This window comes from Streptomyces sp. BE303, from assembly GCF_036290945.1.
Taxonomy (GTDB): Bacteria; Actinomycetota; Actinomycetes; order Streptomycetales; family Streptomycetaceae; genus Kitasatospora.
Window position 1 is genome coordinate 199,988 of record NZ_JAQYWZ010000959.1, and the last position, 20,875, is coordinate 220,862.

The 20,875-nt window shown below is 75.3% G+C and carries 17 protein-coding genes; 12 read left to right on the forward strand and 5 right to left on the reverse strand.

Going from position 1 to position 20,875, the window contains the following annotated elements:
- Window positions 1-503 precede the first annotated feature (503 nt).
- Window positions 504-1,151 (reverse strand): lysophospholipid acyltransferase family protein, encoded by a 648-nt coding sequence (locus tag PUR56_RS41505; RefSeq protein WP_329881110.1) that lies wholly within the window; start codon window positions 1,149-1,151, stop codon window positions 504-506.
- 248 nt (window positions 1,152-1,399) lie between these two features.
- Here PUR56_RS41505 and PUR56_RS41510 point away from each other — a divergent pair, with 248 nt between their 5' ends.
- Entirely contained in the window at window positions 1,400-2,893 is a 1,494-nt protein-coding gene (locus PUR56_RS41510; protein WP_329952795.1) for a bifunctional phosphatase PAP2/diacylglycerol kinase family protein, read from the forward strand.
- A 190-nt stretch (window positions 2,894-3,083) separates the two neighbouring features.
- Window positions 3,084-3,293 carry a hypothetical protein gene (locus PUR56_RS41515; protein ID WP_329881113.1) on the forward strand — a complete coding sequence of 70 codons (210 nt, stop codon included), beginning with the start codon at window positions 3,084-3,086 and terminating at the stop codon, window positions 3,291-3,293.
- A 164-nt stretch (window positions 3,294-3,457) separates the two neighbouring features.
- Here PUR56_RS41515 and PUR56_RS41520 read toward each other — a convergent pair whose 3' ends face one another.
- Entirely contained in the window at window positions 3,458-4,651 is a 1,194-nt protein-coding gene (locus PUR56_RS41520; protein ID WP_329952796.1) for a DUF6745 domain-containing protein, read from the reverse strand.
- A 158-nt stretch (window positions 4,652-4,809) separates the two neighbouring features.
- Window positions 4,810-5,136, reverse strand: coding sequence for a hypothetical protein (locus PUR56_RS41525; protein ID WP_329952797.1), 327 nt, complete (start codon window positions 5,134-5,136; stop codon window positions 4,810-4,812).
- Window positions 5,137-5,350: 214 nt separating this feature from the next.
- Between PUR56_RS41525 and PUR56_RS41530 the strand changes: the two genes are divergently transcribed.
- From PUR56_RS41530 to PUR56_RS41555, 6 genes are all read left to right on the forward strand, one after another.
- Window positions 5,351-6,304 (forward strand): STM4015 family protein, encoded by a 954-nt coding sequence (locus PUR56_RS41530; RefSeq protein ID WP_329881117.1) that lies wholly within the window; start codon window positions 5,351-5,353, stop codon window positions 6,302-6,304.
- Window positions 6,305-6,364: 60 nt separating this feature from the next.
- On the forward strand, window positions 6,365-7,294 hold the full coding sequence (locus PUR56_RS41535; protein ID WP_329952798.1) for an STM4015 family protein: 930 nt from the start codon (window positions 6,365-6,367) through the stop codon (window positions 7,292-7,294).
- Between the two features lie 10 nt (window positions 7,295-7,304).
- On the forward strand, window positions 7,305-8,591 hold the full coding sequence (locus PUR56_RS41540; RefSeq protein ID WP_329952799.1) for an STM4014 family protein: 1,287 nt from the start codon (window positions 7,305-7,307) through the stop codon (window positions 8,589-8,591).
- Window positions 8,592-8,695: 104 nt separating this feature from the next.
- Window positions 8,696-9,589 carry an STM4013/SEN3800 family hydrolase gene (locus PUR56_RS41545; RefSeq protein WP_329952830.1) on the forward strand — a complete coding sequence of 298 codons (894 nt, stop codon included), beginning with the start codon at window positions 8,696-8,698 and terminating at the stop codon, window positions 9,587-9,589.
- Complete coding sequence (locus tag PUR56_RS41550; protein WP_329952800.1) at window positions 9,586-10,980, forward strand: STM4012 family radical SAM protein; 1,395 nt, start codon at window positions 9,586-9,588, stop codon at window positions 10,978-10,980. Before PUR56_RS41545 ends, PUR56_RS41550 begins: the two co-directional genes overlap by 4 nt.
- 11 nt (window positions 10,981-10,991) lie before the next feature.
- Window positions 10,992-11,930, forward strand: coding sequence for an STM4011 family radical SAM protein (locus PUR56_RS41555; RefSeq protein WP_329952801.1), 939 nt, complete (start codon window positions 10,992-10,994; stop codon window positions 11,928-11,930).
- 262 nt (window positions 11,931-12,192) lie between these two features.
- Here PUR56_RS41555 and PUR56_RS41560 read toward each other — a convergent pair whose 3' ends face one another.
- Window positions 12,193-13,239: an alpha/beta hydrolase gene (locus PUR56_RS41560; RefSeq protein WP_329952802.1), complete on the reverse strand. Its 1,047-nt coding sequence runs from the start codon at window positions 13,237-13,239 to the stop codon at window positions 12,193-12,195.
- A gap of 305 nt (window positions 13,240-13,544) precedes the next feature.
- Here PUR56_RS41560 and PUR56_RS41565 point away from each other — a divergent pair, with 305 nt between their 5' ends.
- Window positions 13,545-14,327, forward strand: coding sequence for a hypothetical protein (locus tag PUR56_RS41565; protein ID WP_329952803.1), 783 nt, complete (start codon window positions 13,545-13,547; stop codon window positions 14,325-14,327).
- A 396-nt stretch (window positions 14,328-14,723) separates the two neighbouring features.
- Here the strand turns inward: PUR56_RS41565 and PUR56_RS41570 are convergent, their stop codons facing one another.
- Window positions 14,724-16,070 (reverse strand): LPXTG cell wall anchor domain-containing protein, encoded by a 1,347-nt coding sequence (locus tag PUR56_RS41570; RefSeq protein WP_329952804.1) that lies wholly within the window; start codon window positions 16,068-16,070, stop codon window positions 14,724-14,726.
- Between the two features lie 356 nt (window positions 16,071-16,426).
- Between PUR56_RS41570 and ligA the strand changes: the two genes are divergently transcribed.
- The 3 genes from ligA to PUR56_RS41585 all read left to right on the forward strand — a co-directional run bounded on the left by ligA (window position 16,427) and on the right by PUR56_RS41585 (window position 20,751).
- Window positions 16,427-18,481, forward strand: a complete 2,055-nt coding sequence (gene ligA / locus PUR56_RS41575; protein WP_329952805.1) for an NAD-dependent DNA ligase LigA — start codon at window positions 16,427-16,429, stop codon at window positions 18,479-18,481.
- Between the two features lie 422 nt (window positions 18,482-18,903).
- On the forward strand, window positions 18,904-20,136 hold the full coding sequence (locus PUR56_RS41580; RefSeq protein ID WP_329952831.1) for a class I SAM-dependent methyltransferase: 1,233 nt from the start codon (window positions 18,904-18,906) through the stop codon (window positions 20,134-20,136).
- Window positions 20,137-20,376: 240 nt separating this feature from the next.
- A complete protein-coding gene (locus PUR56_RS41585) occupies window positions 20,377-20,751 on the forward strand; it encodes a VOC family protein (RefSeq protein ID WP_329881126.1) in 375 nt (124 codons plus the stop codon).
- Window positions 20,752-20,875 lie beyond the last annotated feature (124 nt).

Genomic DNA, 20,875 nt, shown 5'->3' on the forward strand with positions numbered 1-20,875 from the left:
GAGAGGTCCCGGAAGTGCAGTGAACGGTCCGGGCCACCGTCCGGTACCCCGGGTGTGGTGGACACCCCGAGCTCGGCGAGCCGGGCCTCACGCGGTCGAGGTCCGCGGTGTGGAGGACCGGCAACGGCAGCCCGCCGGTCTGCCGCCCCGCCGCCGCCCGCGCCTCGGGCGACTCCGCCGGCATCAGCCAGAGCCCCGCCCCGTCCGGCAGCCCCGCGTGCGGCGGACGGTGGCCGTCGGCCGCACCGTCGAGGAGCACCGTGAGGCCCAGCCCGTCGCGGTAGGTCGCGGTAGAAGGTCGGCGCCGCCTCCGTGTCGTCGACCACCACCACCGTGCGGGCGATCGCCGAGAACAGTCCGTTCGTCTCCTTGCGCCCCCCGGCCGTGCCGCGACCGTAGGGCACCGACACTGACACTGCCGCTCCCGCGCCGGTCCCCGGCCGTCGACGGCCCGTCACCCGCCCGACCGGAACCGCCCGGAACCGCCCCCGGACCCCGCCGGCTCAGGCGGCCTCGGCCCGGCGCGCGGCAACGGTCCAGGCCGCCGTGACGGCACGGTGGGCCGCGGCCGTCGCCTCGACGGCGTCGCCGGCCAGCCGGACCGGCGCACCGAGGTGGACGTGGAGGGTCGGACGGCGGACCGGTGCGGTGGCCAGGCCCGCCAGTTGCTTGAACGAGCCGCCCGACGTGAGCCGCCGGGAGCCCGCCTGCCCGAGCGGGACCACCGGAGCGTCGGCGGCGCGGGCGAGCCGCGCCAGGCCGCTGCGGAAGGGCCCCGGCGGCTGCTCACCGGAGTCCCGGCGGCGGGGCAGCCCGCCCTCTCCGTAGATCAGGACGACCCGCCCGGCGGCGAGTGCCTCCGCGGCTGCGTCGAGGGCCTCGGAGGCCCGCGCGGTACCCCGGTGGACGGCGATGTGCCCCTCGCGGCGCAGCAGCTGCCCGAGCGCCGGGATCCGCCAGAGCCCGGCCGTCGCCAGCACGACCGGCCGGATGCCGAGACGGTGCAGGGCGGCGAACACGACGACCGGGTCGGCGAGCGAGGTGTGGTTGGCCGCGACGATGCTGCCGGGGGCGGGGAGTTCGGAGCCTTCGGCGGTGACCTGGAGACGGCCGAGAGCGGGGACGAGGAACGCTGCGGTGCGACTGATCATGGCGGTGGCGTGGTCCTTGTGACGGTTTCGCAGTGTTGTCGGCCAGTCTGCGGGAGCCCGCTGCGGTGCGCCTGAGTACCCGTACTCAGCTTCGACCGGGACGGATCCGACCGGCCGTCGCCGGTGGGGTGCCCCGGCCGTCCGGGCGCGTTCCCCGAACGACTCCCCCGGTCCACCTCCGGTTGCGAGACGCTCCGGAACAGGTCCCGACCTCGCATTCCGGGCCGACCCTGTCTAGGCTCACGTGGATGAGGCGACTGGACGTACTCGACCAAGCCCTGTTCACGCGGATCGCCACGGCCCGCTCGCGCGGCACCGGGCGGCGGACCGCGCCGTGGATGCGCGGACTGAGCCGGGCCGCCAACCACGGCGTGCTCTGGTTCGGCACCGCCGCCGTGCTGGGGGCCGTCGGCGGACGGGCCGGCCGGCGGGCGGCCCTGCGCGGGGTGGGCTCGCTGGCGCTCGCCTCCACGGTGGCCAACATCGCCGCCAAACAGCTGACCCGGCGTCCGCGCCCGCAGCTGGACCCGGTGCCGGCCGCCCGCCGCCTGCTGCGCCAGCCGATCACCACCTCGTTCCCCTCGGGCCACTCGGCCTCCGCCGCCGCCTTCGCCACCGCGGTCGCGATCGAGTCCCCGGCGGCCGCAGCCGTGGTGGTGCCGGTGGCGCTGGCCGTCGGGGCGTCCCGGGTCTACACCGGTGCGCACTACCCGGGCGACGTGCTGGCCGGGTTCGCGCTCGGCTCCGCGCTCGCCGCGCTCACCCTGCGATGGTGGCCCAGGTCGTCCGACGTGCCGCCGCCCGCGGGCCCGCCCCGCCGCGCGGCCCCGGCGCTGCCCGAGGGAGCCGGGCTGTCGGTCGTGGTCAACAGCGGCTCCGGCAGCGGCGCCCTGACGCCCGCCGGACCGGAGGAGACCGCGGAGCTGCTGCGCACGCTCCTGACGCGGGCCGACGTCCGGGTCTGCGGACCCGACGACGACCTTCCCACGCTGCTGACCGAGGCGGCCGACCGCGCAGCAGCGGCCGGCGGGGCGCTCGGGGTCTGCGGCGGCGACGGCAGCGTGAACCTGGCCGCCGGGCTCGCGGTCGAGCGGAACCTCCCGCTCGCGGTGTTCCCCGGTGGCACGCTCAACCACTTCGCCCTGGACCTCGGCATCGACGGGCCGGAGGCGACCGCGGCGGCCGTGGCCGCCGGGACCGCCTGCGGGGTGGACCTGGGTATCGCCGCCGACGACACCGAGCGGCGGCACTTCCTCAACACCTTCAGTCTGGGCGTCTACCCCGAGCTGGTCAGGGTGCGGGAGTCGTTGGAGGGGCGGCTGGGCAAGTGGCCGGCGCTCGCGGTGGCGGTGGTCCGGGTGCTGGCCGCCGCCGAACCGGTCACCGTCCGGGCGGGCGGCCGCGACCGGCGGCTCTGGCTGCTGTTCGCGGGCAACGGCGCGTACGACCCGCCGGGCTTCGCCCCCACCCACCGGACCGGTCTCGCCGACGGCCTGCTGGACATCCGGATCGTGGACGGCGGTAGCCCGTTCGGCCGGACCAGGCTCGCCGCCGCCTTCCTCTCCGGGACCCTCTCCCGCTCCCGGGTCTACCACTCCGCCCGTCTCGGCGCCCTCGACCTCGACGCGCTGGGGAGCGCCGACCGGATCGCGGTCGACGGCGAGTCCGTCCCCGCGGCCGGTGCGCTGCGGCTGGCCAAGGCCCGCCAGGCGCTCACCGTGTACCGGCCGGCCCTGGACTGAGTCGGGGACCGTCGCAGCGGCCCCGCGCCCGGCCCACGTGCGGCCCGCGTGCGGCGGCGCTGCGACCGCCGACAACGCCGGAAGGGCCTGGACGACACGCAGCTCACCCCATTCGAGTGACATTCCCTCCGGTGGCCCGACCCGGGTCCCTAGTGTTCACCACACAGTTGGTCTACGAAGGGATACCACCATGTACCGCACCGTCCGCACCTTCGCCGTTCTCCTCGCCGCCGTCGGCGCCGTCGCCGTCCCGACCCAGGCCTTCGCCGACGGCGGCGACACCGTCACCGTCACCACCATCACCGTCATCGGCACTGGCAACCAGCTCGCCGGCGGCGACATCTACAACACCGGCGGCGACGCCATCATCGGCGCCTTCAACGCCAACAACGTTTCCTGACTCCCCCACTCTGACCTACGACACCGCCCGCGCCCCCCTCCGGCGCGGGCGGTGTCGTGTGCGCCGGGACCTCACTCGGCCGGCACCGGCTTCCGGAGCCGGTGGAGCGTCCGCAGGGCCTCGCGCCGGTACTCGACCGACCTGGAGTCCCTCCCCCAGCCCGATCAGGTCTCGCGCTGCGGGTGGTACTCCTCCTCGGGCACCCCGAAGGTCCACGCCACCCCGGCCCGGGCGGTGCGGGTGCCGGGCGGGACCCGCAGCCAGTACGTCCGGAAGGTGCCGTCGGGCTCGGCGGTCGAGTTGACCACCTCCACCATCACCACCGGCTCGTCGTCGGGCAGCTGGATCCGCCAGAGCACCCCGGTCCCGTCACGGTGCAGCGGCTCGGCGCCGGAGTCCGCGAGGTACCGCTCGTAGCCGTAGTGCTCCAGCAGGACACGGCGCAGCTCGGCGTTCTCCTCGGTGCGGATCCGCTCGACGGTGACGGAGCCGAGACCCGCCAGGAACTCGGCCGGGACGGGCATGCCGCGCCACGCGTGCAGGGCGAAGCCGTCGGCGTACGCGACGGCGGGTCCGTCGGCCCGGTCCGGGCGGCCGGCCTCGTCACGGTGCAGTTCGACCGGCCGCTCGCTGATCAGCACCACGTCCTCGTACGGCCACCACCAGCCGACACCGAGCGCCACCTCGGCCAGCGCGGCGATCGCCCCACCGGCGCCGTCCCGGTCCGCCGCACCGCTCGGATCACCCGAATCACCCGAATCGCTCGAATCGGCCGGAGCCGGTCCCAGGACACCGGCCGCTTCGAACGCGGCGAACCACGGTGCGTCGTGCTGGCCGCGGACGGCCTCCAGCAGGGCGAGCCGGGCGGCCGTGCGGCGCTGCAGGGCCGCATCGACCACCTCGTCCGGCTCCTCCTCCGTGTCGGGTTCGGGGGCGAGCCGGTCGAGCACGGCGTTGCGGATCCGGTCGGCCAGCGCGTTCGTCACCGGGCCGAGCTCACCGCCGGTCAGCGCCCAGAGCGGTGCCCAGCCGCCCGCGCCGACCCGCTCGACCGCGCGGCCCCGGACCGCGTCCCACGGCCTGGTCCGGACCGTCTCGCGCACGGTGACCGCGCCGGAGCCGTGCAGCTCCAGCGCCGTCGCCGCAGCCGCCAGCGGCGAGCCGAACCACCGGATGTCGGCCGGTTCCGCCAGCCCCACGGCCCGGTACGCGGCCCGCACGGCCCGCTCGACCCCGTCCCGGTCGGCCGGGCCGGTGGCCGCCGCTCCCGCCCGCCAACGGGCCGTCACCTCGGCCGGTCCGGCCACCCCGCGGTCCACTGCCGTCCGCACCGTCTCCACCGCTTCCGCCGCCGTCATCACACACTCCGATCCCGGGCCGGGCACCCGACCCGGGCACCCCACGTCCGTTCCGTTCCGTCGTTCCGTTGCGTTCAGCGCCCTGTACCGCCGTGCACCCCGGGCCCCGCCGAGGTCGCGGGCACCGTGGACCCGGCGGCCCGGCCGCCCGACCGCCGTCAGTCCGCGACGACGCGGACCGATCCCGGCACGTACTCGCGCTGGCGGACCACCCGGTACCAGCCCTTGGGCAGCGGTATCGCCGCGTGCTCCTCGTGCACGACCCGGCCGCCCTCGACGAGGTGCAGCCAGGCCGCGCCGAACGGCCCCGCCTCGCGACGCAGCTCCCCCGGGCCGACCACGGCGTGGGCATGGCCCGTCACCTCGCCCAGCGCGAGGACCAGCCTGCCCCGCGCGTCCCGGGGCTGCGGGGCCAGCGAGCCCACCCGTGTCGGCACCGCCGACTCCTCCACCAGCACGATCAGCACGTCACCCTGGCGGTACATCAGTCCTCCTCGACCGGTCCGACGGACCATCGGAATCCCACGCCCCGGACCTTAGGACAGGGGACTGACAACGGCCGGTCCGGGCCGGGCGCGGGGCCCGCCGGCGGCCGGCGCCGGCGCCGTGACGCGCCCGGTTTCCGCCCCGGCCACCGGATTGTCCGACCCGCCTGGTAGACACTTGTTCGGCCCGCACCGACACCTCCAGGAGCAGCGCATGACGGTCAACAAGCACATCGAGGAGTTCCACGGTCTGCCGGTCTTCGACTTCGTCGCGGCCGTCGACGAGGGCGGCGAGCTGCCGGAGCCCGGCGCGGTGGCCTGGAAGGTCGCCGTCGAGTTCGACGCCTCCACGGGCTGGGTCGAGCGCTGGCAGCAGTTCCTGGACGCCGTCGACACGGGCCGGGTCGGCGCGGTGGTGGTGGGCGAGTGGTCGAAGGACGGACCGGAGAGCTTCGCCGAGCCGCTGGCCGCGATCCTGGGCGCCGCCGACCGGCTGCCGGCGCTGCGCGGCCTGTTCGTCGGGGACATCACGTACGAGGAGAACGAGATCTCCTGGATCGACATGGTCGACGTCACGCCGCTGCTGACGACGTTCCCGCTGCTCGCCGAGCTGGTGGTGCGCGGCGCCTCCGGGGAGAGCGTCGACGGGGACGGGGTGTCGCTGAAGCCGGTGCGCCACGAGCACCTGCGGGCGCTGCGCTTCGAGTCGGGCGGGCTCCCGGTCGGGGTGCCGCGGGCGGTGGCGGCGAGCGAGCTGCCCGCGCTGGAGCGGCTGGCGTTCTGGCTCGGCGTGCCGAACTACGGCGGCGACACCGCCCTCGACGACCTCGCGCCGTTCCTCGACGGCACCCGGTTCCCGGCGCTGCGCCACCTCGGCCTCCAGAACAGCGCGATCCAGGACGAGATCGCCGCCGCCGTCGCCCACGCCCCCGTGGTGGCCCGGTTGGAGTCGCTCGACCTCTCGATGGGCGTGCTCACCGACCAGGGCGCCACCGCGCTCCTGGACGGCCAGCCGCTCACCCACCTCAAGACGCTCGACCTGCACCACCACTACCTCACCGACGCGATGCAGCAGCGGCTGCGCGAGGCGCTGCACGGGGTGTCGGTCGACCTCTCCGGGGGCGGCAAGCCCGACGACCAGTGGCGTTACGTGGCGGTCTCCGAGTAACCCGGCCGCGGAAGGACCACCTCCCCACCACCCGTCAGTCGTCCAGCCCAGGGGGGCACCATGATCACCTCTACCAACGAGCAGTTCCACGGTCTGCCGGTCGTCGGGTTCCCCACCGACCGGAGCGGCCCGGACACCCTCCCGGAGCCCGGCGCCGTCGCGTGGCGGCTGTCGGTGGAGTACGCCGCGGAGGGCGGGTTCGACGCGCTCTGGGCGGACTTCCTGGCCACCGTCGACCCGGCCTCCGTGCGCGCACTGGTCATCGGTACGTGGTGGCCGCACGACCACGGACCGGCTGAGCAGATGCTCGCCACCCTGGTCGGTGACGCCACGCGGCTCAGCGCGCTGGAGGCGCTCTTCATCGCCGACGTGACGTACGAGGACTGCGAGATCTCCTGGTTGGAGATGTCGGACATCACTCCGGTGGTGACGGCGTTCCCGCAGCTGACCGAGCTGGTGGTGCGCGGCGGCAACGGGCTGCGGCTCAGCCCCGTCCGGCACGACCGCCTGGTGGACCTCCGCTTCGAGGCCGGCGGCCTGTCGGCCGAGCTGGTCCGGGGGGTCGCGGCGAGCGAGCTGCCGGCCCTGGAGGGGCTGGAGCTCTGGCTCGGTGTCGACGACCACGGCGGCAGCTCCGACGTCGACGACCTGACGCCGTTCCTCGACGGCACCCGGCTGCCGGCGCTGCGCCACCTCCGGCTGCAGAACAGCATGTTCCAGGACGAGATCGCCGCCGCCGTCGCCCACGCCCCCGTGGTGGCCCGGTTGAGGACGCTCGGCCTCTCGATGGGCACGCTGACCGACGAGGGCGCGGCCGCGCTCCTGGACGGCCAGCCGCTCACCCACCTCAAGACGCTCGACCTGCATCACCACTACCTCACCGACGCGATGCAGGAACGGATTCGCGCTTCCCTGCCCGGCGTGGCGATCGACCTCTCCGAGCCGGAGGATCCGGACAGCGAGTGGCGCTACGTCGCGGTGGCCGAGTAGGCGGGCGGCGATGACGACCTCCCGCCCCGGGCCCCCGCCTCCGGCCGCGGCCCCCACCGCGCACACGGACACCGCCACGGGCGGCGGCATCGCCACGGGCACGGGCATCGACGCCGCGGCTACCCGCCCGGCGGGCACCACCGGCCCCGCCCGGGGCGGCCACCGGCTCCCGGCGTCCGGGCGACTGACCGTGCTCGGCAACCCGGGCCACCGCCGGGTGACGCTGTTCGCCGCCGCCGCACGTGCCGCCGGGCTGCCGGAACCCACCGTGCTGCCCTGGATCGACGTGCTGCACGGTACCCACCGGCTGCCCGGGGGGAGCCTGGTGCGGATCGAGTCGCCCGGCGAGGACGAGGCCGTGGACGCGCTGCTGCGCGGGCCTGCCCTCGGCGACGGCTACGCGCCGACCAGGGTCGAGGGCGGAGCGGCCTGGTACGCGCGGGTGACGACCGCACTGCGCGCGCTGGAGCAGGCACCCGGTGTCCGGCTGCTCGGCGACCCCGGGGAGATCGCCGTGATGTTCGACAAGCGGCGCACGCACGCGCTGCTGTCGGCGGCCGGCGTACCGGTGCCCCGGGCGCTCGGCGGCGCCGCCGTCACCGGCTGGGAGGACCTGCGCGAGCGGCTGGCGGTCGCCGGGCTGCGGCGGGTCTTCCTCAAGCCCTCCCACGGCTCCTCCGCCTCGGGGGTGGTGGCGCTGGAGTTCGGCCCCCGCGGCCAGGTGCAGGCGACCACCTCGGTGGAGCTGGCCGGCGGGGAGCTCCACAACTCGCTGCAGGTCCGCCGCTACCGGGACGAGCCCGTGGTGGCCGAGCTGGTGGACCGGCTCGCCCCGGACGGACTGCACGTCGAGCAGTGGGTCCCGAAGGCCGCCCAGTCGGGCCGCTCCGCCGACCTCCGGGTCGTCGTGATCGCCGGACGGGCCACCCACGTGGTGGTCCGCACCAGCCCGCAGCCGATGACCAACCTGCACCTCGGCGGTTCCCGCGGCAGCCTGGCGCTGGCCCGGGAGGCCGCCGGCCCGGCGTGGCCCGCGCTCCTGGAGACGGCGGAGCGGGCGGCCCGGTGCTTCCCGAACTCCCCGATGGTCGGTGTCGACGTGCTTCCCGTCGCCGACTGGCGGCGGGCACTGGTGGGCGAGGTCAACGCCTTCGGTGACCTGCTGCCCAACCTCACCGGTCTGCCCGGCGGGCCGGCCGAGGGCCTGGACACCTACGCCGCCCAGCTCGCCGCCCTCCTCCTGCCCGGCCCCGGGCAGGATCCGACGCACCACCCAGGTACGGAACAGCCCCGATGAACCACCGGACCACCCGGCCCACCGCGCCCACGCCCACCATGCCCGCGCCCGTCGCCCCCGCGCCCGTCGTCGTGCCCGGAGACGCTCCGGCGGGCGGCCCGGACATGAACGCCGTCGTGGGCAGCCACGACCTGCTCCTCGTCACCCTGGACACCCTGCGGTTCGACGTCGCCGAGGAGTTGGCCGCCGCGGGGCGGCTCCCGAACCTGGCCGCCCACCTCCCCGGGGGGCGTTGGGAGAAGCGGCACTCCCCCGGCAGCTTCACCTACGCCTCCCACCAGGCGATCCTGTCCGGGTTCCTGCCGACCCCGGCCTCGCCGGACGGGCCGCACCCGCGTCTGTTCGCCGCCCGGTTCGCCGGCTCCGAGACCACCGCGCCGCTCACCTGGGTGTTCGACGCCGCGGACCTTCCGGGTGCGCTCGGCACCGCCGGGTACCGGACGGTCTGCATCGGCGGGGTCGGCTTCTTCAACAAACAGGGACCGCTGGGTTCGGTACTGCCCGGCCTCTTCCAGGAGAGCCACTGGGCACCGGAGATGGGAGTCCCCTCGCCCACCTCCTTCGAGGCACAGGTCGCCCGCGCCGAGCAGGTGGCCGCCGAACAGCCCGCCGACCGGCCGCTCTTCCTCTTCCTCAACGTCTCGGCACTGCACCAGCCGAACTGGTTCCACCTGCCCGGCGCCACGCGCGAACACGGCGACAGCCGGGAGAGCCACGCCGCCGCCCTCACCTACGTGGACGCCCACATCGGCCGCCTCTTCGCGGCGATGAGCGCACGCCGCCCCTGCTTCGCGATCGTCTGCTCCGACCACGGCACGGCCTACGGCGAGGACGGCTACACCGGGCACCGGATCGGCCACGAGGTGGTCTGGACCGTCCCGTACGCGCACTTCACGCTCCCCGCGCACACCGAGGCGGCCGACGCCCGCGTCGACGCCACCGACGCCGCCACCACGGCCGCCACCACCGACGACGACGCCGCCGAGGAGACCGTATGACCACCGCCCCCGCCCGGCCCGCCGGACCGTCGCACCGGGCCTCCCCCGCGACTCCTTCGAGCCCCGTGGCACCCGAATCGCCGTACCGGTCCTACGTCTACGCCTACCCGCACAAGACCGCGTACCGCACGCTGTCGGACCGCCCCGCGCTGCGTGACCTGTGGGCCGGCGAGCCCCAGCACGCGCTCTCCCTCTACCTCCACATCCCGTTCTGCGAGGTGCGCTGCGGCTTCTGCAACCTCTTCACCCGGATCGGCGGCCCGGACGGCCTGACCACCGCCTACCTGGACGCCCTCGACCGCCAGGCCGACGCCGTCCGCGCGGCGCTCGACGACGGGGCCCGGTTCGCGCTGGCCGCGTTCGGCGGCGGCACCCCCACCTACCTCGACGCGGCGGAGCTGGAACGGCTCTGCGACATCGCCGAGCACCGGATGGGCGCCGACCTGCGGGCGATCCCGCTCTCGGTGGAGGCCTCACCCGCGACCGCCACCGCCGACCGCCTGGAGGTGCTCGCCGCCCGGGGCGCCACCCGGCTCAGTCTGGGCGTGCAGTCCTTCGTCGACGCCGAGGCCCGCTCGGCGGTCCGCCCGCAGAAGCGCGCCGACGTCGAAGCCGCGCTCGGACGGATCCGCGCCGCCGGATTCCCCGTCCTCAACATCGACCTCATCTACGGCATCGACGGTCAGACCGAGGCCAGCTGGCTCCACTCACTGGACGCCGCACTCGTCTGGCAGCCGGAGGAGCTGTACCTCTACCCGCTCTACGTCCGCCCGCTGACCGGTCTGGCCCGACGCGCGGAGCCGGAGAGCACGGCCCAGTGGGACGCCCGGCGGCTCGCGCTCTACCGGGCCGGCCGCGACCACCTGCTCGCCCACGGCTACCAGCAGGTGTCGATGCGGATGTTCCGCCGCGCCGCCTCCCCGCAGGCCGGCAGCGGCGAGTACGCCTGCCAGACCGACGGCATGGTCGGCCTCGGCTGCGGGGCCCGCTCCTACACCTCCCGGCTGCACTACTCCTTCGACTACGCGGTCGACGCCACCGAGGTCCGCCGCATCATCGACGACTACGTCGCCACCGAGGAGTTCCGGCACGCCGTGGTCGGCCGGGCGATGACCCCGGACGAGGCACGGCGGAGGCACCTCGTCCAGTCGCTGCTCCAGGCCGACGGCCTCCCGGTGGCCGAGTACCGGGCCCGGTTCGGCAGCACCCCCGCCGAGGACTTCCCGGTCGAGCTGGCCGACTTCGAGGCCCGCGGCTGGCTCTCCACCGGCGTGGACGCCCCCGGCCGGCTGGCGCTCTCCCCCGAGGGGCTGGCGCACTCGGACGCGGTCGGTCCGATGCTCTTCTCGCCCGAGGTCCGCACGCTGATGGCCGCGTACGAGGCGAAATGACCTTCCTCGGCATGCCCTCCGCCCGCCCGGCGACCGGCCCGACGACCGGCCCCAAGCCCGAGCCGGCGGCCGGGAATTCAGCAGGGCCGGCGACCGGGCTCGACCTCACCCTCCTCTACCGCGGCCCGCTCTCCTCCTGCGACTACGACTGCCCCTACTGCCCGTTCGCCAAGCAGCGCGACACCCCCGGACAACTGCGCTCCGACCGCGCCGCGTTGGAGCGGTTCAGCGCCTGGGCCACCGGCCGGGCCGGCACCGGCGACACCCTCTCCGTACTGTTCACCCCCTGGGGCGAGGGGCTGGTCCGGTCCTGGTACCGGCGGGCGCTGGTCGAGCTGAGCCGGTTGCCGCACGTCCGACGGGTCGCGATCCAGACCAACCTCAGCTGCCGCACCGGCTGGCTGGCCGAGGCCGACCTCGCCACCCTGGCACTCTGGGTCACCTACCACCCCGGGCAGACGGACCACGACCGCTTCCTCGGCAAGTGCCGTGAACTGGACGCGCTGGGCGTGCGCTACAGCGTCGGAGTGGTCGGGCAGCCCGAGCACCTGGAGGCGGCCCGGCGGCTGCGCGCCGAGCTGTCGCCGGCCGTCTACCTGTGGATCAACGCCGCCGAGGGCCTGACCTACACCGACGCCGAGGCCGCCCGCTGGGCCGCCGTCGATCCGCACTTCGGCTACAGCCGGCACGCCCACCCCAGCGCCGGCCGCCCCTGCCGCACCGGCGAGTCCGTCCTCTCGGTGGACGGCGACGGCACCGTCCGCCGCTGCCACTTCGTCCGTGAGGAGCTCGGCAACCTCTACGACGACTCCTACCGGGCCCGGCTCGGTCCCCGCGCCTGCCCGCTCCCGGTCTGCGACTGCCACATCGGATACGTGCACCTGGAGACCCTGCCGCTGTACGACGTGTTCGCGGGCGGCGTCCTGGAACGCGTGCCGCACGGCTGGTGACCGCGGCCCGCCCGCCGGCCTCGTCAACGGGTCGGCCGGGGGAGTTCGCCGGACACCCCGGGTCGCCGGGGCTCGCCGGACAGCACCGCGTCCTCCCCGACGGGACGCCCCAGGGCGGCCCCGTGCCGGACCGCCGGGTCGGAGCCCTCCGTGGGTCGGGGCGCCGGGTCCCGCACCGTCACGTCCACTCCTCCGGCGGAGGAGGCCGGTGGTGCCCGTCGGGGCCTCCGGGGGCGGACCGCCCGGCCGCCGTCCACCCTGCTCAGCCGCCGGATCCGCCGCCCGGACGGGGCTGCGCCAGGATGCGCCGGAGCCAGCGGGCGCGGGCGTTCCGGGCGTCCTGGCTGAGCGCCGCCTGCGGAGCGAGGGTGTCGAAGCCGTGGAACGCACCGGACCAGACGTGGAGTTCGGCCTGGCCGCCGGCCCGCCAGATGGCATCGGCGTAGGCGACGCCCTCGTCCCTGAAGGTCTCGGCCGACCCGGCCTCGAGGTAGGCCGGGGGCAGCCCGGAGAGATCGGTGGCGCGGGCGGGAGCCGCGTAGGGCGGCACGTCGGCGGCGCCGCACCGGTCCCCCAGCAGCGCCTGCCACCCGGTCGCGTTGGAGGTTCGGTCCCAGGTGTCGATGCCGGCCATCTGGTGGCCGGAGAAGGTGTCGTTGCGGTCGTCCAGCATCGGGCACAGCAGCAGTTGCCCGATCGGTACGGGCCCGCCCCGGTCGCGCGCGAGGAGGGCGAGCGCGGCAGCCAGCCCGCCGCCGGCGCTCTTGCCCCCGACGACCACGCGGTCCGCGTCGAGGCCCAGTTCGGCCGCGTGCTCGACCGTCCAGGCGAATCCGGCGTAACAGTCCTCCACCGGCCCGGGGTACGGCGTCCGCGGGGCCAGCCGGTACTCGACCGAGACGACGGCCAGCTCCGGCGGGAGGGCCCCTTCACCGAGCAGCGGAGGAAGCACGGACCGGGCGTTGCCCATGACCATCCCGCCGCCGTGCATGTAGTACAGGAACGGCAGCGGCCCGGCGACCCCGGTGGGCCTCACACGCACGAGCGTGATGTCCGGGCCGCCCGGCGCGCCAGGCACACGCAGCTCGTCCACCTCGAAGCGGCCGCCGGCGCCGAGCTCCCGGTCCGTCGGCGCGGGCCGCGCCGCCACGTCCGCCTCCTGCCGGGCCGTCAGGTTCTCCGGGGTCAACGGATCCTTCACCCCGGCTCCCAAAGCCGCCAGGGCCGCGCTCAGTTCGGGATCGAAAGGGGGAGCGCCGCCGGCCTCGGGAGCAGGGCCGGAACGGGACGGCACACCACCGGCGGTCATGACGCGGCGCCCCGTCGAACGAGGGCGGTGCGTCCAGGAAGCGCTCGCGCGTGGTCCATACGGTCCAGTCAACCACCCACCGGGCCGCGCTCACAGTGCGTCGGTCGACGACAACGCCCTTCTCTCGGCGCGAGGAGACCGTCCGCGCGCCGGTTCCCGGCGAGCCCCTGCCGTGCCGGACATCATCCAAAGCCGCCCGTCCGCACGCCGGTTGGCCCGTCCGGTTCCTCGGCCCGATTGTCGGACCCGTGCGGTTCAATTCCTCCGACGCACCGCTACCCCGCCTTGCCCCTGGAGCCCCGACCATGACGCAGGACACCACCCGCCCCGCCGCCCCCGACGACTGGGAGGCCGTACTCGCCCACTCCTTCGGCCAGGTCCTCGGCCGACCGCTCTCCGCGTACGACCCCGCCGCCCGCTACGGCGCCTACTTCAGCGGCAACTTCATCCTGGAAAGCGAGCTGGACCGGGATCCGGTCTGGGTGGGCGGGGCCGCGCTGGCGGGGAGGGAACCCGTCGTCACGGCGCACCTGCTGCTCACCCCGCCCGGCGACCTCGACGCCACGGAGCTGGTCTTCGACGCGAGCCGCTCCTATTTCCTGGTCGAGCCGACGAAGTTTCCCGACGCCTTCGCCGACGACCTCGTCGCGTTGTCGCCGTCCTGGACCGGCGCGGTCCTGGGAGCCGACCTGGGTCGGCTGGCGGACCGTCACGGGCTCGACCTCGCCTCGGCCGACCTGCCAGGCGGGGCGTGGAGGCTGTGGGAGGGCCGGATAGCCTCCGCCGACACCCTCCTCGACGCGCTGCGCGCCGCCACGGGCCTCCTGGGCGCCACCGGCCCGGGCGACGTGCCCGCCGGTCTCGGCGACTCAGCCGACGAGGTGGACGGCGAGGCCCACGACCGGATCGCGGCCGTCGAGGACGACCGCCTGCGCGACTACCTGGCGGCCTTCTGCGACCCGGAGTCGCACGACCTCGCCCTCTGCCTCTACGAGATGGAGGAGGAGCAGGACGGCGGGCCGTTGGTGGCCCGCTGGGACGGCTCGGTCGACCAGTACGAGGTCGTCGTCCGGCGGATCGACGCCTGAGGGCGGACCGCAGGCCGCGAGCGGCGGACCCCGGACCTCGCACGGCAAGCCGGTCGACGGGGCCGGAGGCGCGCCCGGTCGACGAGGCAGGCTCCTCCTATCCCGGCAAGGAATCCCTCCGGTCCGAGGACGGTGACTGCTTCTTCGGCCGGGAGGAGTTCGTCGAACACCTGGCCGCCATGGTGTCCGCGCCCGGCCAAACCGGCACACCGGGCGCCAACTCGGCTATTAAGTACGCTGGTTGACGGACGGAACCGGTGAATCCGGCGGCACGCCCGACCGATCGGCGGCGGAGCCGCCCGCGCCCACCGCCGGGAGGCCCCGGTGACCGAGCGCGCCGTCAGCGGGCCCGGCCACCGGGGAGCCGTGTTCCGGCGCTCCCCGTGTCGCCGGGGTTCAGGCGCGTCGGCGGCGGGCCAGCCAGAGGGCGCCGCCACCGATCACGGACAGGCCGCCGGCCGTGCCCAGGAGAGCCGCGGACCCGTCGGAACCGGTGCTGGCGAGCTCACCTCCGACCGGGGCGGCCACCGCCGCCGGGGCCACCGCCACCGGGACCGCCGGGGCCGGGGCGACAGCACGGACCGGGGCCGGGGAACTCGTGGCGGACGGGACGGCCGCCGCAGGAGTGGCGCTGCTGCTCGCCGGGGCCGGAGCGGTCGGCACGGGCGTGGCCGTCGCAGTGGCGGTGGCAGTGGCGGTGGCCGTGGCGGTGGCGGTCGGCTCGGGTGAGGCGGTCGCCTTCGGGGCGGTGATCTCCACGACGGCGCCCCGGACGCACATGGTCGTCCCCTGGAACGGCTGGGCCGCAGGCTCGTTGACGAAGGTGCAGGGGGTCAGCGGGGTCGCACCGACCGGGGTGGTCGCGTCGTAGGACACCCGGACGCGGGTGGTCGTCGTGGCACCCGCGCCGATACCGGAGTCACGGCCCTCCAGGTAGACACCCGGCTTCCCGTCGGGGTCGCTCCCGCGGACCGGCGCCAGGGTGTTCCAGGAACCGTCGGCCCGGCGGACCTGGACGGTGGCGTGCGGGTCGGTGAACAGGACGCGGCCGAGGTTGGCGTACGCGGAGGGGGTGGGGTTGGCCAGGACGGCGTCGAACTCGATCGGCTCGCCGCCCGCGACGGCCGTGGCCGGCACCGGGCCCAGCGAGGCGGAGATCGAGTCGACGCCGATCGTCCGGGTCTCCTGGGCCAGCGCGACCCAGGACCCGTCGAGGGCGGCCACCGCGGAACGCAGGTCCATCGACCGGAACCCGCCGTTGCTGTACCCGTTGTGGGGCCGGCCCATGGGGGCCCCGATGCGCAGCCGGACGGTGGCGGTGGCCCCGGGCGCGACGGTCAGGTCGCCGGGGAGCGTGCCCTGGTAGCCGACCCGCCCGCCCGTGGTGCCGGTCTCCAGCGGTACGGGCTTCCAGGCGCCGTCGGCCGGGTCCCGGTAGTCGATGGTGATGGCGTCCGGGGTCGGCGTGCCCGCCTCGCTGGTGGTGCTCAGGGACAGGCCGTACGAGGTGGTCTCGGTGCCCGTGTTGGTGACGGTCTCGGTGAACTCGACCGGCTGGCCGGCGAAGCCGACCGAGGCCGGGGGCTGAACGGTGAGGACGGCCGACGGCGGCGCGTCGGCGGACGCCGCGGGCGCCGACAGCAGGACCGGCCCGGCGGCCAGGACGGTTCCCAGGACGACGGCGGTGGCGGTGCGCACGACGGAGCGGCGCAGGCGGTGCGGGAGACGGACGGCGGAGAGCATGGCAGGGTCCTCTGGTTTCCGGCTGCGGGCAGGCGTCAGCAGCGATCGGCGGTGCGGGTGGGTGTTCCACGGGTGCGCGGCTGCGCCGGCCGGCCCCGGGTGGCGGTGCTTCGGGTGCGGGCCCGCGCTCGGCCCGAACCCTCACCGAGGCGGCTTCCCGCCTCTCATCCGTACAGACGTGTGGCGGCGCCCCGGGTTGCAGGTCGGTTGCGAGGAATTTTCCGGGCCTCCTCGGACGCCCCCTCGGCCGCTGTCCCGGCCACCGTCCCGGGCACTGCGCCGGCCCGCCCCGACGGCGCGGACGGCCGTCCGCGGCGCCGACCGGAGATGTCAGTGGCACAGGTCAGGATGGCCACATGACAGACGCAGTGCTCTCCCCCGCCGACTACGCCACCGCCGTCCGGACGGCCCTCCAGGCCTCCGCCGCGTACTACACGGACGGCTCGACACCGCTCGGCGACGACGAGTACGACGCACTGCTCCGCGCCGTCGCCGCGTTCGAGGACGCACACCCCGACCAGGCCCTGCCGGAGTCCCCCACCGGGAAGGTCGCCGGCGGCGCGGTCGGCGGCGACGTCCCGCACAGCGTGCCGATGCTGTCCCTCGACAACGTCTTCACCGCGGAGGAACTCGCGGACTGGGCGGCCGGGCTGGAGCGCCGCCTCGGCCACCCCGTCGACGGCTGGTGCGTGGAGCCCAAGCTGGACGGGCTCGCGGTGGCCGCCCGCTACCGCGCCGGCCGCCTGCACCGGATCCTCACCCGTGGAGACGGCCTCGCCGGGGAGGACATCTCCCATGCCGCCGGCGCGATCCTCGGTCTGCCCGCCGAACTCGCGGCCCCCGTCGACGTCGAACTGCGCGGTGAGGTCCTGCTCACCGCCGAGCAGTTCGAGCACGCCAACACGGTCCGGACCGCACACGGCGCGACGCCGTTCGCCAACCCCCGCAACGGCGCCGCGGGCACCCTGCGGGCCAAGGACCGCCCCTACCGCGTCGAGCTGACCTTCTTCGCCTACGACGCCCTCGGCCCCGGCCTCGGCGAGGAGCTCACCCACAGCGCCCTCCTGGAGCGACTGGCGGCCCTCGGCGCCAACACCGCGGCCTCCACCGCCGTCGGCCCCGCCCGCTGTGCCACGATCGAGGAGGTCCAGCGGCGCGTCGAGGAGATCGCCGCCCTGCGCGCCGCCCTGCCGTTCGGCATCGACGGCATCGTGGTCAAGGCCGACTCCCCCGCCGACCGGGCCCTGGCCGGTTCCGGCTCGCGCGCCCCGCGCTGGGCGATCGCCCGCAAACTCCCCGCCCAGCACAGCGTCACGCGTCTGCTGGAGGTCGAGTGGAACGTCGGCCGCACCGGCATCATCGCCCCGCGCGCCGTTCTCGAACCCGTCGTCATCGACGGCGTCACCGTCACCTACGCGACCCTCCACAACCCCGCCGACATCACCCGCCGCGACCTGATGATCGGCGACCGCGTCTTCGTCTACCGCGCGGGCGACGTCATTCCGCGCGTCGAGGCGCCGCTGGTGGACGAGCGCACGGGAGACGAGAAGCCGATCGTCTTCCCGGAGAGCTGCCCGCGCTGCGGCGACGCGATCGACACCACCGAGCAGCGCTGGCGCTGCGCACGCGGCCGCAACTGCCAGGCGGTCGCCTCGATCCGCTACGCCGCAGGCCGTGACCAGCTGGACATCGAGGGCCTCGGCGGCACCCGCGCCGTCCAGCTCGTCGAAGCCGGGCTCGTCACCGACGTGGCGGACCTGTTCGCCCTGACCCGCGAGCAGTTCCTCGGTCTGGAACGCATGGGCGACACCAGCACCGACAACCTCCTCGCCGCCATCGAGACCGCCCGGGCCCGCCCGCTCAACCGCGTCTTCTGCGCCCTGGGAGTGAGAGGCACCGGACGCACCATGTCCCGGCGCATCGCCGCCCACTTCGGGTCGATGGCCGCCATCCGCAGTGCGGACGCCGAGACCCTGGCCACCGTCGACGGCATCGGCCCGGAGAAGGCCCGGGTGATCGTCGCCGAGCTCGTCGAACTCGCGCCCGTCCTGGACAAGCTGATCGCGCAGAACGTCGGCACCGCGACGACCGAGCCGGTGCGGGCCGCCGTGGCCACGGCGGAGACGGAGGGAACGGAGGGGACGCAGGGCGAAGGACCGCTGGCGGGCGAGGCCGTCGTCGTGACGGGAAGCATGACCGGGCCCCTCGCCGCGCTGTCCCGGAACGAGATGAACGAGTTGATCGAACGGGCGGGAGGCAAGGCGTCCTCGTCCGTGTCCAAGCGCACCACGCTGCTGGTCGCCGGAGGGAAGGCCGGCTCCAAGCTGGCCAAGGCCGAGGAGCTCGGCATCCGCGTCCTCTCGCCCGAGGACTTCGCCGCCCTGGTCGCCGACTTCCTCACCGCCGGATGACGGGCGTGGCCGACCGTGACGGGTGAACGGGCGCGGGGAGGTGGAGCACCGTGTCTCTCCTCCCCGCGCCCCCTCCACCCGGCCGCCCGAGGGCCGGCTGGCGGACGGAGAGCGCCTGCGTGTCCGGTACGGCGGGTGGCAATTCGTTTGCGGAGCAGCCCGACGACGTGACACCCTCGCCGCGTTCCGCCCACCCACGGCGGGATCCACCCGTTTCCGGAAAGGGCTGCTCATGACAGGCTGCGCGGTGCCCGGCATGGTGCTCGGCGACTCCACGGTCCGCACTTCGACCGGGGAGCCGCGCCCGTCCTGACCTGCTGTCAGCTCCCCCTCCTCGTCGAAGTGCTCTTCGTGCCCATCCGCACGTTCGACCACGAGGAGTACCGGTGTCCGAGCTCGACCGGACCGACACCCCCGGCGTCATCACCGGCGCCGCCCTTCCCGCCCTGCCCGCCCGTTGGCATTCCGAGAACGGTGCGCCGCCGCCCGGCGGAGTGATCGTCGCCGACGACCGGCTGCGGGCCGACGCCGCCCACGCGTGGGCGGTGCGCGGTACCGCCGTGCTCTGGCAGGGCGACTACCACGGGGCCCGCCAGCTGTGTTCCGCCCTGGCTCGCCGGGCCGGCGCCGACCCGCACCGCCCGCAGGTGCCCGGCGGTAGGGCGCCGACCACCGCGGCCGAGGCCTTCCGGCTCCACCGGGAGGAACGCGCCCGGACCGCCCGGGTGGCCGGCTCGCTCCTGGTGCTGCTGGAAGCCGATCACTCACTCCGTCTGCGACGCGCGCCGGATGTGCGCAGGGCCTGCCGCGAGGCCTACGGCCCGCCGGACGGACCCAGGGTCGTCGCGCTGCGCGAGCTGCTCGGCGTCCTCGGCGCGCAGCAGTGGCGCGAGCGGGGCGTGGACGTGCCCGCGCTCGGCGCACGCATCCACCCGCACTACGGCGTGTTCTCCCCCGTCCGCGGCGAGTACGTCGACCTGGTCGCCCGTGCTCCGCTGCCCTCCGCCGTCCGTGCTGCGGGCCCCGGTCACGGCACGGCGTTCGACCTCGGTACCGGCAGCGGGGTCCTGGCGGCCGTGCTGGCCCGGCGCGGGATCGGCCGGGTGCTCGCCACCGACGTCAACCCGCGCGCGCTCGCCTGCGCGTTCGACAACGCGCACCGGCTCGGGCTCGCCGACCGCGTCCGGCCGGTCGGCACCGGCCTCTACCCACCCGGCGGTGAACGGGCCGGCCTGGTGGTCTGCAACCCGCCCTGGCTGCCCGCCCGGCAGAGCTCTCCCCTCGACCAGGGTGTCTACGATCCCGACGGGCGCATGCTGACCGGATTCCTCGACGGCCTGGCGGACCGGCTCGTACCCGGCGGGGAGGGCTGGCTGATCCTCTCCGACCTCGCCGAGCACCTGGGCCTGCGCTCCCGTGACGAGTTGAACGCGGCGTTCACCAAGGCCGGTCTGCGTGTCCTCGGCCGTCTCGACACCCGCCCCCGCCACCGCCGGGCCGTCGAGGCCGCCCGCGCCGCCGAACCCTCCTGGCCCGCCGGGGCCACCGAGCCCGCCGGGACCACCCGGGGCTCCGACGGCACCCGGCCGAGCGACCCGCTCCGGGCCGCCCGCGCCGCCGAGGTGACCTCCCTCTGGCGTCTCGGCGCATCGTGACCGGCGGTCGTCGACCGCTCGCGCCCCGGGGTCACGGCCGGGCCGAAGCCGAGGGCGGAGGCAGGGGCGGAGGCAGGGGCGGAGGCAGGGGCGGAGGCAGGGGCGGAGGCAGGGGCGGAGGCAGGGGCGGAGGCAGGGGCCGGACGTCCACGGTGCCGGGGCGGCCGGGACCCTCGCCGCACCACCAGGTGGCCGTGCCGGGTCGGAGAACTAGCCTGGTGGTAGTAGGAGGCGATGGACATGCTTGGAAACGCACCGCTGATCCCCATCATCCCGGCGGCCGACCTGGACCGGGCGAAGCGCTACTACACCGAAACCCTCGGTGTGAAGCTCAGCGAGGAAGGCTCGCACGACGTCACATTCGAGTGCGGCGGCACGGAGTTCGGCCTCTACGAGACCCCGACCGCCGGGCAGGCCGCGCACACCCTGGCCAGTTTCAAGGTCGCGGACCTCGATGCCGAGATGTCGACGCTGCGCAGCCGCGGCGTCACGTTCGAGGAGTACGACCTGCCGGGGCTGAAGACGGTCGACGGCGTGGTGGAGGCCGACGGCATGCGCGCCGCCTGGTTCAAGGACAGCGAAGGAAACATCCTCTGCGTGAACGAGCGGACGTGAAGCGGGCCGACGCAGGGCGGGCCGACGCAGGGCGGGCCGAGGTGAACGGGCGGGACGCCGCCCGGTGAAGCGGGCCGGGGGCGGGGCGCCGGATGTCCGGCGCCCCGCCGCCGCCTGCGCCCGG

Excerpts from the sequence above, each read along its gene's own strand:
- PUR56_RS41570 (WP_329952804.1), bottom strand. The coding sequence starts at position 16,070 with ATGCTCTCCGCCGTCCGTCTCCCGCACCGCCTGCGCCGCTCCGTCGTG.
- PUR56_RS41520 (WP_329952796.1), bottom strand. The coding sequence starts at position 4,651 with ATGACGGCGGCGGAAGCGGTGGAGACGGTGCGGACGGCAGTGGACCGC.
- PUR56_RS41530 (WP_329881117.1), top strand. The coding sequence starts at position 5,351 with ATGACGGTCAACAAGCACATCGAGGAGTTCCACGGTCTGCCGGTCTTC.
- ligA (WP_329952805.1), top strand. The coding sequence starts at position 16,427 with ATGACAGACGCAGTGCTCTCCCCCGCCGACTACGCCACCGCCGTCCGG.
- PUR56_RS41550 (WP_329952800.1), top strand. The coding sequence starts at position 9,586 with ATGACCACCGCCCCCGCCCGGCCCGCCGGACCGTCGCACCGGGCCTCC.
- PUR56_RS41560 (WP_329952802.1), bottom strand. The coding sequence starts at position 13,239 with ATGACCGCCGGTGGTGTGCCGTCCCGTTCCGGCCCTGCTCCCGAGGCC.
- PUR56_RS41540 (WP_329952799.1), top strand. The coding sequence starts at position 7,305 with ATGACGACCTCCCGCCCCGGGCCCCCGCCTCCGGCCGCGGCCCCCACC.
- PUR56_RS41525 (WP_329952797.1), bottom strand. The coding sequence starts at position 5,136 with ATGTACCGCCAGGGTGACGTGCTGATCGTGCTGGTGGAGGAGTCGGCG.
- PUR56_RS41545 (WP_329952830.1), top strand. The coding sequence starts at position 8,696 with ATGAACGCCGTCGTGGGCAGCCACGACCTGCTCCTCGTCACCCTGGAC.
- PUR56_RS41585 (WP_329881126.1), top strand. The coding sequence starts at position 20,377 with ATGCTTGGAAACGCACCGCTGATCCCCATCATCCCGGCGGCCGACCTG.
- PUR56_RS41510 (WP_329952795.1), top strand. The coding sequence starts at position 1,400 with ATGAGGCGACTGGACGTACTCGACCAAGCCCTGTTCACGCGGATCGCC.
- PUR56_RS41535 (WP_329952798.1), top strand. The coding sequence starts at position 6,365 with ATGATCACCTCTACCAACGAGCAGTTCCACGGTCTGCCGGTCGTCGGG.
- PUR56_RS41515 (WP_329881113.1), top strand. The coding sequence starts at position 3,084 with ATGTACCGCACCGTCCGCACCTTCGCCGTTCTCCTCGCCGCCGTCGGC.
- PUR56_RS41565 (WP_329952803.1), top strand. The coding sequence starts at position 13,545 with ATGACGCAGGACACCACCCGCCCCGCCGCCCCCGACGACTGGGAGGCC.
- PUR56_RS41505 (WP_329881110.1), bottom strand. The coding sequence starts at position 1,151 with ATGATCAGTCGCACCGCAGCGTTCCTCGTCCCCGCTCTCGGCCGTCTC.
- PUR56_RS41555 (WP_329952801.1), top strand. The coding sequence starts at position 10,992 with ATGCCCTCCGCCCGCCCGGCGACCGGCCCGACGACCGGCCCCAAGCCC.